Source organism: Castellaniella daejeonensis (assembly GCF_039523555.1).
GTDB lineage: Bacteria > Pseudomonadota > Gammaproteobacteria > Burkholderiales > Burkholderiaceae_B > Castellaniella > Castellaniella daejeonensis.
In genome coordinates, this window is record NZ_BAAAFN010000011.1 from 88,828 (window position 1) to 105,251 (window position 16,424).

At 65.3% G+C, this 16,424-nt stretch carries 15 protein-coding genes; 7 read left to right on the forward strand and 8 right to left on the reverse strand.

The annotated features are described in order from the left end of the window. Positions 1-45 precede the first annotated feature (45 nt). From ABD022_RS07575 to ABD022_RS07600, 6 genes are all read right to left on the reverse strand, one after another. Positions 46-897 carry an ankyrin repeat domain-containing protein gene (locus ABD022_RS07575; RefSeq protein WP_325124716.1) on the reverse strand — a complete coding sequence of 284 codons (852 nt, stop codon included), beginning with the start codon at positions 895-897 and terminating at the stop codon, positions 46-48. A gap of 57 nt (positions 898-954) precedes the next feature. Beyond that, positions 955-1,737 carry a TatD family hydrolase gene (locus tag ABD022_RS07580; protein ID WP_325124717.1) on the reverse strand — a complete coding sequence of 261 codons (783 nt, stop codon included), beginning with the start codon at positions 1,735-1,737 and terminating at the stop codon, positions 955-957. 11 nt (positions 1,738-1,748) lie between these two features. After that, entirely contained in the window at positions 1,749-2,762 is a 1,014-nt protein-coding gene (gene holB, locus ABD022_RS07585; RefSeq protein ID WP_343820721.1) for a DNA polymerase III subunit delta', read from the reverse strand. Beyond that, positions 2,759-3,421 carry a dTMP kinase gene (gene tmk / locus ABD022_RS07590; RefSeq protein WP_343820722.1) on the reverse strand — a complete coding sequence of 221 codons (663 nt, stop codon included), beginning with the start codon at positions 3,419-3,421 and terminating at the stop codon, positions 2,759-2,761. The genes holB and tmk overlap by 4 nt, the downstream gene beginning before the upstream one ends. Before the next feature lie 4 nt (positions 3,422-3,425). Continuing rightward, entirely contained in the window at positions 3,426-4,433 is a 1,008-nt protein-coding gene (gene mltG, locus ABD022_RS07595; RefSeq protein WP_343820723.1) for an endolytic transglycosylase MltG, read from the reverse strand. A 166-nt stretch (positions 4,434-4,599) separates the two neighbouring features. Then, on the reverse strand, positions 4,600-5,670 hold the full coding sequence (locus tag ABD022_RS07600; protein WP_343820724.1) for a YeiH family protein: 1,071 nt from the start codon (positions 5,668-5,670) through the stop codon (positions 4,600-4,602). A gap of 195 nt (positions 5,671-5,865) precedes the next feature. On the opposite strand from ABD022_RS07600, the gene ABD022_RS07605 reads away from it, so the two are divergent. The 5 genes from ABD022_RS07605 to pdxR all read left to right on the forward strand — a co-directional run bounded on the left by ABD022_RS07605 (position 5,866) and on the right by pdxR (position 11,372). After that, the gene (locus ABD022_RS07605) at positions 5,866-6,717 is read left to right on the forward strand and encodes a DMT family transporter (protein ID WP_343820725.1); all 852 of its coding nucleotides are present in this window, start codon (positions 5,866-5,868) and stop codon (positions 6,715-6,717) included. Positions 6,718-7,020: 303 nt separating this feature from the next. Next, positions 7,021-8,064, forward strand: coding sequence for a taurine ABC transporter substrate-binding protein (gene tauA, locus ABD022_RS07610; RefSeq protein WP_343820726.1), 1,044 nt, complete (start codon positions 7,021-7,023; stop codon positions 8,062-8,064). A gap of 106 nt (positions 8,065-8,170) precedes the next feature. After that, entirely contained in the window at positions 8,171-8,986 is an 816-nt protein-coding gene (locus tag ABD022_RS07615) for a taurine ABC transporter ATP-binding protein (protein WP_343820919.1), read from the forward strand. 34 nt (positions 8,987-9,020) lie between these two features. Further along, entirely contained in the window at positions 9,021-9,851 is an 831-nt protein-coding gene (locus ABD022_RS07620; protein ID WP_343820727.1) for an ABC transporter permease subunit, read from the forward strand. 12 nt (positions 9,852-9,863) lie between these two features. After that, positions 9,864-11,372: a MocR-like pyridoxine biosynthesis transcription factor PdxR gene (gene pdxR, locus ABD022_RS07625; protein WP_343820729.1), complete on the forward strand. Its 1,509-nt coding sequence runs from the start codon at positions 9,864-9,866 to the stop codon at positions 11,370-11,372. A gap of 84 nt (positions 11,373-11,456) precedes the next feature. On the opposite strand, the gene ABD022_RS07630 is transcribed toward pdxR, so the two are convergent. Together ABD022_RS07630 and ABD022_RS07635 are read right to left on the reverse strand one after the other, a co-directional pair. Beyond that, positions 11,457-12,887, reverse strand: coding sequence for an NAD(P)/FAD-dependent oxidoreductase (locus ABD022_RS07630; RefSeq protein WP_343820730.1), 1,431 nt, complete (start codon positions 12,885-12,887; stop codon positions 11,457-11,459). 39 nt (positions 12,888-12,926) lie between these two features. Next, positions 12,927-13,319, reverse strand: coding sequence for a nuclear transport factor 2 family protein (locus ABD022_RS07635; RefSeq protein WP_343820732.1), 393 nt, complete (start codon positions 13,317-13,319; stop codon positions 12,927-12,929). A gap of 315 nt (positions 13,320-13,634) precedes the next feature. Here ABD022_RS07635 and xsc point away from each other — a divergent pair, with 315 nt between their 5' ends. Then, on the forward strand, positions 13,635-15,431 hold the full coding sequence (xsc, locus tag ABD022_RS07640) for a sulfoacetaldehyde acetyltransferase (protein WP_343820734.1): 1,797 nt from the start codon (positions 13,635-13,637) through the stop codon (positions 15,429-15,431). A 21-nt stretch (positions 15,432-15,452) separates the two neighbouring features. Beyond that, on the forward strand, positions 15,453-16,421 hold the full coding sequence (gene pta / locus ABD022_RS07645) for a phosphate acetyltransferase (RefSeq protein WP_343820735.1): 969 nt from the start codon (positions 15,453-15,455) through the stop codon (positions 16,419-16,421). Positions 16,422-16,424 lie beyond the last annotated feature (3 nt).

Consider the following 16,424-nt stretch of genomic DNA (forward strand, 5'->3'; position numbering starts at 1 on the left):
GTGCCGGCGGGCGCAAGGCGCCCGTGCCGCACCGGTGCCGCCGGTTCACCGCCCCTGCGGCGTGTCCTCGAAGCGGCCAAGATCGAAGTAGCGCGAGAACGAGGACTGGTCCTCCGCACCTTCCTTCGTTTCCGCCGCGGGCGCCGCTGCGGCCGGCGCAGCGGGCGCAGAAGCCGACGGCGTGTCGGTCTCGCCGCGCCGCATCCTGGCCCGGCGTCCGGCGACTTCGTCCAGGGCCGCGGCCAGGGACTGGTGATTGCGCTTGCGCGCCCAGTCCGCCGCCGTTTCGTGGGCAGCATTGAACATGGTCGGATCGGCGCCCTTCGATAGCAGCAGGCGGACCATTTCCGGCTTGCCCGACAGCGCCGCCATCATCAACGGCGTGGTCCCGTCCGGACCGGGAGCATTGATGATGGCGCCATGCTCGATCAGCATGCGGGCCGTCTCCACCTGTGCCTTCGACGCGGCATAGTGCAGAGGCGTCCAGCCCAGGCGGTTCACCTGGGCCCCCGCTGCGATGAGTGCCCGGGCCCGGTCGGTCTGGCCCAGGATGCACAGATACATCAGCGCCGTTTCGTCCCGCGCGTTGGGCTCGTCGATGCGCACGTCGGGCGCCGCACGCAGGGCATCGAACACCTTCCAGGATTGATCCCGCACCGCCTGCGTCAGCGCGGGATTGCCCAGGGCGTTGAATGCATTGGGATCGGTATAGCGCAGCAGCATGCCCTGGACGGTGGACACATCGTCGCGACGGATGGCCGACCACCAGTCGGCCGTCGGCGCCTGCTGGGCATCGGCCGCAGGCGGCAGGCCCGCACCCAGGGCCAGCACGAGGACCAGCCCGGTCAGCAAGGGACGGCGCCGCGCGCCGGATCGAATGAACAGGGACAAGGACATGGCGGAAGACCTCAGTCGGCTGGAGTGAAGGCGGGCTGCCCTGTCGGCAGGTCGGAATCAGGCTGGCGCGGCGGCCTTCTCGAACAGCCGCCAGTAGTTTTCGGCGCTCGCACGTTCGATGTCGGCAACGGGCACGCCGCGCAGTTCGGCGATCTTCTCGGCCACATGGATCACACGGGACGGATCATTCAGTTTGCCGCGGTATGGCACCGGCGCCAGGTAGGGGGAATCGGTCTCGATCAGCAGGCGGTCCAGCGGGACCTTGCGCGCCACGTCCTGGATCTGGGCGGCGTTCTTGAAGGTCACGATACCGGACAGGGAAATGTAGAACCCCAGGTCCATCGCGGCCTGCGCGACTTCCCAGGATTCCGTGAAACAGTGCATGACCCCGCGCGGCGCCTGCTCTTCGCGCATCAGGCGCAGCGTGTCCTCGGCTGCGGCGCGGGTGTGGATGATCAGCGGCAGCCCCGTTTCATGGGCCGCACGGATATGGGTGCGGAAGCGCTCACGCTGCCATTCCAGCGGCTCTGCCTGACGGTAGTAGTCGAGCCCGGTTTCGCCGATGGCAACGACGCGGGGATGGGCTGCCCGGCTGGTCAGGTCCGCCAGGGTTGGCTCGACGCCGTCATCGTCCTCGGGATCATTGTCCGGATGCACGCCTACCGAGGCCCGCAGGAAGGGATGCTGCTCCACCAGCGCCATCAGGCCGGGCCAGTCGCGCAGGTTGACGCTGACGACCAGGGCATGCCCCACACCGGCCGCATGCATGCGTTCCAGCACTTCGGGCAACTGGGCCCGCAAGTCGGGGAAGTTCAGATGGCAGTGGGAATCGATGTACATGATGCAAGAATCTATCGGGGCTGCACCGACTGCAGCAAGTAGCGTGCGGCGTGGTCGGCCAGCAGCTTGGGGTTGAGGGGATGGTTGACCAGGCGCCGTTGCGACCGGAGCCAGTCTGCTGCACGGGCCAGGGCCGCCGGATCCAGCTTGCGGGCGATGGCCATGATCCGCCCCGCCTGTCCTGGATGATAGCGCGGCGGCAGGCCATGCGCGGCCAGGCTCAGGTCCAGCCACAGGCGCTGGAAGCCGTCCACCCAGTCAGCCGGCTCGCCGGCCTGCAGCATGTCGGCCAGCGCAGCGCCGTCGCCCCCGTTGCCAGCCTGGTCCAGAAACAGCTCCAGCCAGTCGGGCGTCACGGGCCGCCCTTCCCGTGCCTGCTCCAGGGCCAGCAATGGTGCGCCGCCGGCGACGGCCAGGCGCGCGGCGGCATCCTTCACCCCCTGCGATTCCAGCCAGGCCTGTGCTTCGGCGGCGGGCGGCACCGCCAGCGGCAGGCGCCTGCAGCGCGATACCAGCGTCGGCAGCAGGCGGTCGGGCGCCTGAGCCGCCAGCAGGAACACGGTGTGTTCCGGGGGTTCTTCGAGGATCTTCAGCAGGGCATTGGCCGCGATGGTATTCAGGGATTCGGCCGGGTACAGCAGCGCGACGCGCCAGCCACCTCGGTGCGTGGCGGTGTTGAACCAGGGCAGCAGACTGCGGATCTGCTCGATCCGGATCTCGCGCGAGGGCTGTTTCTTGGCGTCTTCGGCGACGTCCATCGCGCCTTCGCGCACGGCCTGGGCATCGGACCGAATGCGGCGCAGATCGGGATGGTTGCCGGCCTGTACCCAGCGGCACGCCTGGCATTCGCCGCAAGCCAGGCCGTCGCGCGGCGCTTCGCACAGCAAGCTGGCAGCGCCCGCCAGGGCGAATTCCATCTGGCCGCAGCCGGCCAGCCCGTGGATCAGCCAGGCATGGGCGAAGCGCTCCCGCGCGGCCAGCCAGCGGCGCGCTGGGGCCTGTTGCCAGGGCAGGAAGTGCGTCATGACGGATCCGGCTCCCCAGCCGCGGTACCGTAGCCGCGGGCATGCAGCAATTCGTCCAGGATTCCGCCCAGTTCGGCGCGGATGTCCGCGATTTCCCGGCGAGCATCGATCACGCGAAAACGGGACGGATCGGCCGCCACCCGGGCATGATAAGCCTGCCGCGTGCGCTCGAAGAAAGCGGCGTCTTCGCGCTCGAAGCGGTCGGCCTGTTCGCGGCCCCGCGTCAGGCGTTCGCGGGCGATTTCCAGCGGCACGTCGAACAGCAGCGTGCAATCCGGCCCCCTGCCCTGCTGCACCCAGTCCTCCAGGATGCGGACCGGCGCCGCGCCCAGAGCCCGGCCACCACCCTGATAGGCGAATGAAGCGTCGGTGTAGCGATCACACAGCACCCATTGGCCGCGTTCCAGCGCAGGCAGGATGCGCGTGCGCCAGTGCTCGTTGCGGGCGGCGAACATCAGCAGGGTTTCGGTGCGCAGGTCCATCGGCTGGTGCAGCAACAGTTCACGCAGGGTTTCCCCCAAGGGCGTGCCGCCGGGTTCGCGGGTGGACAGCAGGTCCACGCCGGCCCGGCGCAGCCTGTCCTCGATCCAGGGGATGTGCGTGCTCTTGCCGGCCCCGTCCAGGCCTTCGAGCGTGATGAAGCAGGCGCTCCGGGTCATCGGGCTATCGCTTGAGAATGTATTTGCCGACGGCGCGGTTGTGCGCCGCCAGGTTGGTGGAGAATTCGCTGGTGCCGTCGCCCCGCGATACAAAATACAGATAGGCGTGTTTTTCGGGATGCACGGCAGCCTCCAGCGCAGCCTTGCCCGGACTGGCGATGGGAGTGGGCGGCAGGCCGGCGCGGGTGTAGGTGTTCCAGGGCGTGTCGCGCTCCAGGTCCTTCTTGCGCAGGCGGCCCCGATAATCGGCCCCCAGGCCATAGATCACGGTGGGATCGGTCTGCAGCGGCATGCCGGTGCGCAGGCGGTTGATGAATACGCCCGCGATGCGCGCCCGGTCGGCGCCATGGCCGGTTTCCTTTTCGATGATCGAGGCAAGGATCAGGGCCTGATACGGCGTTTCCAGCGGCAGGTCGCGGTCGCGTCCGGCCCAGGCGCGTTCCAGCGCCTGGCGGCCCGCCTGGGCGGCGCGGCGCAGGATGTCCAGGTCGGAACTGCCTGGCGCGAACACATAGGTGTCGGGGTAGAACAGTCCCTCGGGCGCGTCGGCCTCGAGCCCCAGGCGCTGCAACAGGGTGCGGTCGTCCATGCCGAGCGTGTCGTGGCGGACCTGCGGGGAGGCATCCAGCGCCGCCCGGATCTGGGCGAAGGTCCAGCCTTCGGGGAAGGTCAGGCGCGTCTGGGTCATGTCGCCATTGGCCATGCGTTCCAGCAGCTGCCATGGGGTGTCGCCCTGGCGTGCCTCGTAGGCGCCTGCCTTGAGCCATTTGTCGCGGCCGCTCAGCCGGGCCAGCCAGACGAATGCTTCGGGCTGGATGCCGATCCCCGCATCCCGCATGACCTGGGCAATCTGGTGCGGCGTGCTGCCGGCATCGATGAGGTAATCCACCACGGGCGTCTGCATGGGCACGGGGCGTTTCCAGCCCCACCAGGCGGCGGCTGCGATGGCGACCGCCGCGGCCGCCAGGCCGAGGATCAGCAACCAGAGGAATCCGCGCAGGGCCTTTTTCATTGCCAGGCAGTCCCGAGAGGCAAGGTGTCCCCCGAGGACATGGGCCCGCAGGACTCAGCGTAGGGGTATTTTTTCATGCCCGCCAGTTTAACTGGAACGCTGGGCGATGGCCCGAAGGACTTGTGACGATTCTCCGTGGCGGGCGCAGTTTGCCCGCGCCGGGGGCTCAGAGGCTGCCTGTGAGCAGTTGCATGCCCAGACTGCCGAGCGCCACGGCCATCCATGTGCCCAGCCCGAGCAGCAGCGGACGGACCCCGGCCAGGGCCATGCGGCGCAGGTCGGATGACAGCCCGATGGCCGTGAGCGCCATGATGATGAGGAATTGCGAGAGCAGGTGCAGCGGCTCGAGCAGCGCCTCGGGAATCAGGCCCAGGCTGCGCGTTGCCGAGGCCGCCAGGAACCAGAGGATGAACCAGGGAAAGATCGTGGCCAGGGACACCCGGGTTTCCGAATGCTGGTTGCGCCAGGCCACCCAGAAGGCGATGACGATGCAGATCGGGATGATCAGCGTCGCGCGGGTGAGCTTGACGATGGTGGCGATATCTCCCGCCGCCGTGCTGTAGCTGTAGCCCGCCGCCACGACCGAAGACGTGTCGTTGATCGCGGTACCGGCCCACAGGCCGAAGCCGTGGTCGCTTAGCCCCATCCAGTGGCCCAGGACCGGAAACACCAGCACTGCGACGATGTTGAAAAGAAAGATCGTGGAAATCGACAGGGCCGTTTCGTGATCGTCGGGCTTGATGATGGGCGCCACTGCCGCGATGGCTGAACCACCGCAGATCGCGGTGCCCACGCCGATCAGGGTGCTCAGGCGGCTGCCCAGTTTCAGCCAGCGCCCCAGCAGCCAGGCCGTCAGGAAAGCCACGCTCAGGGTAACCAGTGTGACGGCAAGGGACGAAGCCCCGGTTTTCATGACCTGGCCGAGGCTCAGGCCGAAACCCAGGCCGATGATGGACCATTTCAACACCTGGCGACTGCAGAAGACCACCCCGGGAATGAAGACCGGGGACAGGCCCAGCACGTTGCGCCAGGCCATGCCCAGCAGGATGCCGAACACGGGGCCGCCGATGAGCGGGAACATGGCGCCCAGCAGCCAGGCCGCCAGGCCCAGGCCCGCGGCCAGCAGCAGGCCGTACCACAGCGAAGGGGTGCGCGAAGAGCCGTGGGACCGCGCCTGTGCGGCGGGACGGCCGGCGGCAGATGGCAAGGGGTGCGGCACGGCGGAAATGGGCAGCATGCTGAAGAACCATGGGCGAAAGGAAACCGAGGGCCATTCTAGGGATGAGTTATAAATAAATAAATTCAAATCATTTTAGATAGCACATAAAAAATATTTAATTATTGAATACGGCCTTCCGGAACGGCGGAATACGAGCGCCGGTTCGCGCTATCCTATGCGGTCCGTCCCCTTCCGCGGACTCCCGTTTCCGCCATGTCGCCCAGCGTTGATCTCGTCTATGGCGCAGTCCTGGCATCCGCCCTCTTCCATGCGGCCTGGAATGCGCTGATCAAGGGTAGCTCCGACAAGCTGCTGAGCGCCATCGGCATCGCAGGTGTGGCGATGCTGCTCGCCGCGCTCGGTCTGCCCTGGCTGCCGCGCCCTGAGCCGGCCAGTTGGCCCTTTCTGCTGGCTTCGCTGATCCTGCAGGTGGTTTATATGCAGTTGGTCGCTCGCATCTACCGCGTGGCCGACATGAGCATCGGCTATCCCGTGATGCGAGGCACCGCGCCGATGCTGGTGGCGATGGTTTCCGTTCTTTTCCTCCAAGACGCCCCAGGGCCGGCCGCGCTCGCGGGCGTGGTCACGATCTGCGCTGGCATCCTATGCATCGGCCTGCCTGGCGACGCGCGGCCGCGCAAATCCGGCGGATTGGAACTCGCCCTGCTGAACGCTGTCGTGATCGCTGGCTACACCTTGGTGGACGGCACGGGGGCCAGGCTCTCGCAAGCACCGGCCAGCTACACACTGTGGATCTTCCTGCTGCGCGGCGCCGTCATGATCGGCATGGTCCTGCCCAGCCGGGCCAGCGACTTGGTACGCCATTTCAAGGACCATTGGAGCGCGGCCGTGCTGGGCGGCTGCGGCACCGTGATTTCCTACGGCGTGGCGCTCTGGGCCATGACCCTGGCTCCCATTGCCATCATCGCCGCATTGCGCGAGACATCCATTCTGTTCGGCATCGTGGTGTCGGGTCTGTTCCTGCATGAACGCCTGACGCCCGCCCGCGTCGCAGGCGCCTGCATCCTGGTGATCGGCGTGATCGTGCTGCGCCTGGCCCCATAGCCGACGCAGCCGGGTCGTCCCGTTCAACCGGGGTGGCGCCATGAATCCCGGGAAAAACCCGTTTGGCATCAGCATTTACCCTAGATCCTCCCCATCCTGTACCAGACGATAGCAGCCGATTAGTCAGTGTTTACGCGACTTTCGAATGATCTGGATCAAATTCCGGAATATTCTGGCTCTAAAGTTCGAAGCAAACTGGACCTAGTTTACTTAGCGGACTATGTGCACCATGGACAAACAAGTGACGCGCCGGAACAGATCCACGGACTGGCATCCGGCGCGTCATCCACAAAGGAGACGACCGTGAAACCATCATTTCGCTTCATTCGCAAGCTGACCATGCTGGGCGTTGCCGCGGGGGCCCTCACCCTGGGCAGCGGCGCCTTCGCCGCGACAAAGGTCGTAGTCGGCTATCAGCAGATCGTGGGACCCTTCGTCAGCGCCATCGCCGACGGCAGCTTCGACAAGGCACTCCAGGAAGCCGGCTACGAAGTGGACTGGCGCCAATTCAGCTCGGCGGGCGACATCTCCAGCGCGTTCGCTTCGCGCGACGTGCCCGTGGGCGTGCTCGGGTCCACCGGCATCACGGCGGCCGTTACGCGCGGCGTGGACATGCAACTCTTCTGGATCCTGGACAACATAGGGAAATCCGAGGCGCTGATCGCGCGCAATGGCTCCGGCATCGAGAAACCCAAGGATCTGGCGGGCAAGAAGGTCGGCGTGCCTTTCGTGTCGACATCGCACTTCCACCTGCTGCTCGCCCTGAACGATATATGGCGCCTCAAGGCCAATGAGGTGCAGATCCTGAACATGCAGCCGCCGCAGATCGTGGCTGCCTGGCAGCGCGGTGACATCGACGCCGCCTACGTCTGGCCGCCCGCGCTCACGGAAATCATGAAGACGGGCAAGGAGATCGCCAATTCCGAGGAAATCGGCGCCAAGACCGTTCCCACCTTCGACGGCATCGTAGTCGACAAGGACTGGGCGGCCAAGAATCCCAAGTTCATGGCCGCCTTCACCGAAGTCCTGGCCAAGTCATACCAGGGCTTCGACGCGCGCAAGGGATCACTGACGCCGGATTCGCCCGAGATCAAGGGGATCGTTAAGATGATCGGCGGTACGCCCGCCGACATCGTCAGTGCCATGAACCTGCTGCTCTTCCCCGACGTGAAGGAACAGGCGTCCGACGTCTGGCTGGGCGGCGGCGCACAGGGCGGTGCCGTCAAGGCCCTGACGGCCAGTGCGAAGTTCCTGAAGGCCCAGCGTCAGATCAACGCGCCTCTGGGCGATTACACCCCCTTCGTCACCTCCGGTTTCGCCGATGAAGCCGCAAAGACCGTGAAGTGACGGAAACACCCGGGACCGGAACCGGTCCGCGCGGCCGCCGAGGCATCGCTCCATGAGGCCCCGGCGGCCGGGCAACACCTTGAAGGAGACCCGTATGTCCGCCGCCATGGCCAATCTCAGCATCCGCAATGTCAGCGTGACTTACCCCTCCCAGATGATGGGCGGTGCGGTCACCGCGCTCAAGGACGTCAATCTCGAAATCGCCCCAGGGGACTTCGTCGTCGCCCTGGGGGCTTCCGGCTGCGGCAAGACCACGCTGCTCAGCGTGATCGCGGGGTTTCTGACCCCGACCGAGGGCGAAGTCCTGCTCGGGGGCAGCCCGGTCGTCGGTCCCGGCGCCGACCGGGGAGTGGTATTCCAGAAGCATGCCCTGCTGCCCTGGCTCAACGTCATCGACAACACTGAATTCGGGCTGAAGCTGCGCGGTGTGCCCAAGAACAAGCGCTTCGAGGTCGCTGCCCGGAACCTCGAGTTGGTGGGCCTGCAGGACTTCCACAAGCACATGATCTACCAGTTGTCGGGCGGGATGCAGCAGCGGGTCGGGATCGCCCGGGCGCTGACCTGCGATCCGGCCATGCTGCTGATGGACGAACCGATGGCGGCGCTGGACGCACTGTCACGCGAGACCATCCAGGAACTGCTGCTCGAAGTCTGGCAGCACACTCACAAGATGTTCTTCTTCATCACGCACAGCGTGGAGGAGGCCCTGTTCCTGGGCACCAAGCTGATCGTGATGTCGCCCCGTCCGGGGCGCGTCACCAACACCTACGAACTCGATTTCAACCGGCGATTCCTGCAGGAACGAAACGCCCGCGCCATCAAGTCCAGCCCCGATTTCATTCAGATGCGGGAAACCGTGCTGGACATCATCTACGGAGACGAACGTGCCGCTGGCGATCCCGAATACCACAAGAGCGCCTGAGACGCTTCCTCAATCGCACCACAGGAGCCACAGCATGCCCATCGTATCCAAGCGCAAGCGTCATTCTGCGGAGCCCGGAAAAGTCTACGGCGCGCCAGGGGCCGGCTACAGCGGCTACATCAGCGTCATGACGGCGGTCGTGCTGATCGCGCTGTGGTTTCTCGTCACCGGCATGGGATGGATCAAGCCTATCTTCCTGCCTTCACCCGGCGCCGTATACGGCAAGTTCATAGAGGCCGCGACCGAGGGCGTCGCCAATTCCACGCTGGCCCAGCATACCCTGGTCAGCCTGAGCCGGGTCATGGGCGCCTTTTTGCTGGCGCTGGTGACGGCCGTCCCGATCGGCATCATGATGGGCGTGAACCGCACGATGCGCGGACTTTTCGATCCCATCATCGAGTTCTACCGTCCCCTGCCGCCGCTGGCCTACCTGCCGCTGGTCATCATCTGGTTCGGGATCGGCGAGTTTCCCAAAGTTTTTCTTATCTTCCTTGCGATCTTCGCTCCCATGGCCATCGCTGCCCGCGCCGGGGTGAAGTCCGTTTCCATCGAACAGATCCACGCCGCCTATGCCATGGGGGCCAGCAGCCGCCAGATCATCCTCCACGTCATCCTGAAGGCGGCACTGCCCGAAATCTTCACCGGGATGCGCATCGGCATCGGCGTCGGCTGGACGACACTGGTGGCCGCTGAAATGGTGGCGGCTGCGCGCGGACTGGGTTTCATGGTGCTGAACGCCGCCCAGTACCTGGCGAGCGACACCGTGATCATGGGCATCATCGTCATCGGATTCTTTGCTTTCTCGTTCGATTTGCTTTTGCGCTATCTCGAACGCATCATGATCCCCTGGAAGGGCAAAGTCTGAGGAACACCATTCATGCCAGAAAGCGGCTCCGTCGGCACAGTCCAATGGTCGGCCCTGTTCGAACGGGTCGACGATTACAACCTCAGCCTGCAGGGCCGCATCCGCAAGATGCTGGTGTCCGCCATCCTGAGCGGGCACCTGCCGCCGGGATCCCCGGTGCCTTCCAGCCGTGAACTGGCCAGGGCACTGGGGGTGGCGCGCAACACGACAGTCTTCGCCTACCAGCAACTCGTCGTCGAGGGCTACCTGGAATCCCGCGAGCGCAGCGGCCACTATGTAGCCAGGAGCATGGCCGGCCAGCAGGCCGCTCCGCAAGGCGCACCGACCTCGGTGCCGGCGCCGCGCACCGGCGCGGATTGGTCCAGACGCCTGGTGTTCCACCCGTTCTCCCAGCGCAACATCGTCAAGCCGGCCAACTGGCAGAGCCTGCCCTACCCCTTCAGCTACGCCCAGTTCGACGCCAAGCAGTTCCCCACGGCGGAATGGCGCGAATGCTGCCTGCGGGCGCTGTCGGTGCTGGACATCCGCATGTGGGCGCCGGACCTGATCGCCAGCGACGACCCGGCGCTGGTGGAGGCGATCCGCAACCAGGTGCTGCCCCGGCGGGGCATCTGGGCCGAGGAAGACGAGATCATGGTCACGCTGGGCGCCCAGCATGCGCTCTATCTGGTGGCCACCCTGCTGGTCCACGGCCACACCGTGGTCGGCATGGAGGATCCCGGCTATCCGGACGCACGCAACATCTTCGCTCACCGCACCGGGCGTTTGGTGTCGCTGCCGGTCGACGAGGATGGACTGATTCCTTCGCCTGCACTGGGAGAGTGCGACTACATTTTCGTCACGCCCAGCCATCAGTGTCCGACCAACGCTACGCTATCCATGGAGAGACGGGTCGCATTGCTGGAACTGGCCAGTCGCACGGACGGCATCCTGATCGAGGACGACTACGAGACAGAGAACTGCTACGACGGGCACCCTTCTCCGGCACTCAAGAGCCTGGACAAACACGACCGTGTGCTCTACATCGGAAGCCTGTCAAAAAGCTTCGCCCCGGGGCTGCGCCTGGGCTACATCGTGGCACCGCGTGAGCTGATGGTCGAACTGCGTGCCTTGCGCCGCCTGATGATCCGCCATCCACCCGCCTACCTGCAGCGGGCGTTCGCGCTGTTCATCTCGCTGGGGCACTATCACGCGCTGCTGCGCCGGCTGACCCAGGTCTATGCCGAACGGGCCCAGGTGCTGCAGGAAGCAGTCCGGACGCATCTGCCGCAATTCGGCGGCAGGCCGATTCACGGCGGATCGTCCTGGTGGGTGGAGGGGCCGCCCGACGTCGACACAGACCGCCTCGCGCAGGCAGCCCTACAGGCCGGCGTGGTGATTGAACCTGGTCGGGTCTTCTACCAGGACCCCCGGTCGCAGGACCATCGGCACATCCGGCTGGGCTTCTCGTCCATCGACCGGGACAAGATCGCGGAAGGCATCGCCACGCTGGCCCGGGTCGTCGAGCAGTCGTTACGCTGAGTACAGGATAGCCCGGCGATGAGAAAAGGCCGCTCACAAGGGCGGCCCTGGTCCGATGCGGCGCTTGCGCGTCCTGGGAGCCGGTCAGAACACCTCGTCCCTCAGGTAGTAGTACTTGTAGAACATTGCCTGTCCCAGCCGGCGGAAAGGTGCGAACAGATGGCCGTGGAGCGGTGAGTTGTAGATCGGCAGATCCCACTGGGGACCAGCCTTGCCGACGACACGCTCGGCCAGGCGCCGGCCCGCCTGCGCGGAAAACGACACCCCGTTTCCGCCGTAGCCGATGGCATAATAAATCTGCTGGCCGGGATCCGGCTGTGCAATGCGCGGCATCATGTCGTGGCTGACATCCACCCAGCCCCACCAGGAATACGCGATCGGCACGTCCTTCAGGGCCGGGAATTTGCGCGCCAGGCCTTGCTTGAGCAGGTCCAGGTGCCTGGGATTCTCCGCGTCGGCGCCCGTGAGCGCACTACGGCTGCCGATCTGCATCGAGCCGTCAGGCAGCAGGCGGTAATAGAAACGCAAAGTGCGCGTGTCCGTGATGAACGTCGTGCTCTTGAGGCCGGCTGCATCCCGTTCCTGCTGTGTCAGCGGGCGCGTCACCATCGAATTCGACAAGATTGGCATGATCTTGTTGTCCAGCAGCGGATGCAGGCCCTGGGGCGTGTAGCCCCCCGTGGCCACGGCGACGCGGCGCGCGCGCACGACGCCGCCGGGAGTGCGCAGATGGTGGACGCCACCCACTGTCTCCCAGCCCAGGACCGGGCTGCCGGTATGGATCTTGACGCCCAGCTCGCGCAGGCGGCGCAGATAGCCGAAAGCCAGCTTCAGCGGATGGATGCCGACGCCTTCGGGCTCATGCAGCGCCCCCGCCGCTTCGCGATCCATGGCATAGCGTTCCCAGAGTTCCTCGCGGCTGAGCATACGGGTGTCGTAGCCGAACTGCTCGCGCATGACACGACACAGGTTCTCCAGGAAAGCCATTTTCTTAGGACGGTGCGCCGTGTACAGGTGGCCGCCGGGTTGAGCGTCGCACGGAAACCGTTCCACCAGGCTCTTCCAGTATTCGAAGCCCTCGCGGATTTCACGATCCAGGCGCTTGGCGGTCTCCAGGCCCCAGCGCTCGATCCATTGCGTCCGATACAGACGGCCCGAGGCGTTCTGCCCCTGCCCGCCATTGCGGCTGGTGCAGCCCCAGGATTCTTGATTGGCCTCCAGGACGATGGGGATGACGCCGTGTTCCTCGGCCAGGTTCAAGGCCGTCACCAGGCCGGTGAAGCCTGAGCCGATCACCACCACGTCTGCGTCAATATCCTGGAGGATGGGGCCGTCGGCGGGTGGCGGATCTCCTGCCGTGCCCACCCAGTACGTGGGCGCGTAGTGCTGATTGCGGCCCGCGGGCGAAACCAGGGGGTCGTAGCGCGGATCGTAGGGGTTGGGAGCGTGCGGCGCGGCAACGGGCGAGACAGCCTGCGTGCGGGCGCTCGGCGACGCTGAAGTCAAAGTAGCCATGATGTCTCCTGTGGGCTAGGTGAGACCGACGCGAACAATTCAGGCTTGTGCAGGTAAAGGGGGGCGTTGCTTGCGGAAGGCATTCTTGATCAGGATCTTCCCATCCTTGAAGGTCAGCAGGTCCACCATATCGGCCTCGATCCGGGAACCATCGGCGGCCGTACCGGTGAACGTCGACTCCATCACGCCCCGGTCACCAGACACCCAGCAGCGGGCATTGCGCCAGGCAGCATCGGGAATGGTCTGCCAGGCCGACTCGAATGCCTTTCGCACGGCGACCGGACCTTCATGGCGCACCCCGCAGGCCAGCGGCCCCGCCACACCCTCGAAAACACATGCTTCGTGCATGCACGCCATCAGAGCCTCGATATCGTGACGGTTCCAGGCTTCGCCGAAGGCCTGAAGCATGGAATACAACTGGTCCTGTGTCATGGGGTCTCCTATTTGATCGATGTGATGCGGCGCCGCCCCGTAGGCCGGAGATGCGCCGTGATGTTCATCACATTAGGAGAACGCCTCAGACTGGTCTAGGGCCAGTGACTACGTTTCGCTGGCGCCAGATAGGCCGGCTGGACCCTTATCCTCTATCTATCATTCGAAACGCTCAGTTCCAGATTCAGAGATTCATGTTGACAATACAAAAAGGCTCTGTAGAATCCAAATAACACGATATCGAAATGAATCATCTCGTTATTCGAAATAATTGGGCCGAAGTAGCCCTCCGCATACCGCATCAGGAGACACACAATGGCAAACGATACCCGCCAAGTCGTTCAAGGCGTCCAGGAAATGACCCCGTCCGAAGCCTTTGTCGAAACCTTGGTCGCCAATGGCGTGACCGAAATCTTCGGCATCATGGGTTCAGCGTTCATGGACGCCATGGACATCTTCGCTCCGGCCGGCATCAAGCTGATTCCGGTGGTCCACGAGCAGGGCGCAGCCCACATGGCCGATGGCTTTGCCCGAGTCAGCGGTCGCACGGGCGTGGTGATCGGCCAGAATGGTCCCGGCATCAGCAACTGCGTCACCGCGATCGCCGCCGCCTACTGGGCCCACACTCCCGTGGTCATCGTCACCCCCGAGGCCGGCACCACCGGGATCGGTCTGGGTGGTTTCCAGGAAGCCAGGCAGTTGCCGATGTTCCAGGAATTCACCAAATACCAAGGCCATGTCACCCATCCGGCCCGCATGGCTGAATACACCGCTCGCTGCTTCGCCCGCGCCCGGGACGAAATGGGGCCAGCCCAGCTCAACATCCCCCGCGACTATTTCTACGGCAAGATCAAGTGCGAGATCCCCCTGCCCCAGCCACTGGATCGCGGTCCAGGCGGCGCGCGCAGCCTGGATGCAGCCGCAAAGCTGCTGGCCGAGGCCAGGTTTCCCGTGATCATTTCCGGCGGCGGCGTGGTCATGGGCGACGCGATCGAGGAATGCAAGGCCCTGGCCGAACGCCTGGGCGCACCGGTGGTCAACAGCTACCTGCACAACGATTCCTTTCCCGCCAGTCACCCACTATGGTGCGGCCCACTGGGTTACCAGGGTTCCAAGGCAGCCATGAAGCTGCTGGCCGACGCCGACGTGGTGCTGGCCCTGGGCACCCGTCTCGGTCCCTTCGGCACTCTGCCGCAGCACGGACTGGACTACTGGCCCAAGAACGCCAGGATCATCCAGGTCGACGCGGACAGCAAGATGCTGGGCCTGGTCAAGAAGATCACCGTGGGCGTCTGCGGCGACGCCAAGGCCTCCGCAGCTGAGATCTTCCGCCGCATCGACGGCATGAAGCTGGCCTGCGACGCCAACAAGGCCGAGCGCGCCGCCCGCATCCAGTCGGAAAAGGACGCCTGGGAGCAGGAACTGGCGGACTGGACTCATGAACGCGATCCGTTCAGCCTGGACATGATCGAGGAACAGCGCAAAGAGGAAGGCAACTGGTTGCATCCGCGCCAGGTGCTGCGCGAGCTGGAAAAGGCCATGCCGGAAGACGTGATGGTATCCACCGACATCGGCAACATCAATTCGGTGGCCAACAGCTACTTGCGATTCGAGAAGCCCCGCAGCTTCTTCGCCGCCATGAGCTGGGGCAACTGCGGCTACGCCTTCCCGACCATCATTGGCGCCAAGGTCGCGGCACCGCACCGTCCGGCCGTGTCCTATGCGGGCGACGGAGCCTGGGGCATGAGCATGGGCGAAATCATGACCTGTGTACGACACGACATCCCCGTGACGGCCGTGGTATTCCACAACCGCCAATGGGGTGCGGAGAAGAAGAACCAGGTGGACTTCTACAACCGCCGCTTCGTGGCGGGCGAACTGGAAAGCGAGAGCTTTGCCGGCATCGCCCGGGCCATGGGAGCCGAGGGCGTCGTGGTCGATCGCCTGGAGGATGTGGGTCCCGCCCTGCAGAAGGCCATCGACGCACAGATGAACGATCGCAAGACCACCGTGATCGAAATCATGTGCACCCGGGAACTGGGCGATCCTTTCCGTCGCGACGCACTTTCCAAGCCCGTCCGCCTGCTGGAAAAGTATCGCGATTACACCTGACCCGGACTCGAGGAGACGCCCATGCGCGCACAGGACATGCTGCTGGATGCCGCCCGGCGCGACCCGAAACGGATCGTCCTGTGCGAGGGGGGCGACCCGCGCGTGCGGGCAGCGGCCCGCCAGGCGGCTGCCGACGGCATCGCCCGAGTCTTTCTGCTGGAGTCTCCGGAGGACGTCCCGGGCGTCCACTGTGTCCGGCTCGCTGATTCCGGCTGGTTGGACTCGTTCGCAGAGGAACTGCTAACCCTGCGCCGCGCGCGCGGCATGACACCGGAACAAGCAAGGGACGCCGTCCGCCAGCCTCTGGTCTTCGCCGCTCTGATGGTGCGGCTCGGGCATGCCGACGGTTCCGTGGCGGGTGCCACCCATACCACGGCGGATGTGGTGCGCACCGCCATCCAGGTCATCGGCAGGCGGCCTGGCGTGCGGACCGTGTCCAGTTTCTTCGTGATGATGCGTGATGAGCCCTTTCCTACCGGGGGGCATGCCATGGTGTTCTCGGACTGCGGCCTGGTGATCGAGCCCGACAGCCGCGAACTGGCCGAGATCGCTCTGGCCTCGGCGCACAGCGCCCGGACCCTTCTGGGAATCGAACCGCGCGTCGCCATGCTTTCGTTCTCCACCCACGGCAGTGCCGCCCATCAGCAGATCGACAAGATCCGGGAGGCCATGGAATTGGCCCGCCGGCAGGCGCCAGGCCTGCTCATCGACGGCGAAATGCAGCTCGACACCGCGATCGTGCCGGAAGTCGCCCAGCGCAAATGGCCACAGTCCCTCGTGGCAGGCAGAGCCAACGTGCTGGTCTTTCCCAGCCTGGACGCCGGAAACATCGGCTACAAGCTCGTCGAGCGCCTGGGTCATGCCACCGCCCTGGGACCGATCCTGCAGGGCCTGGACAAGCCGGCCAACGACCTGTCCAGGGGTTGTTCGGCGGAAGACATCCATCAGGTGATCGCCGTCACCGCCGTGCAGGCGGCCCGGTCGGACTGACGC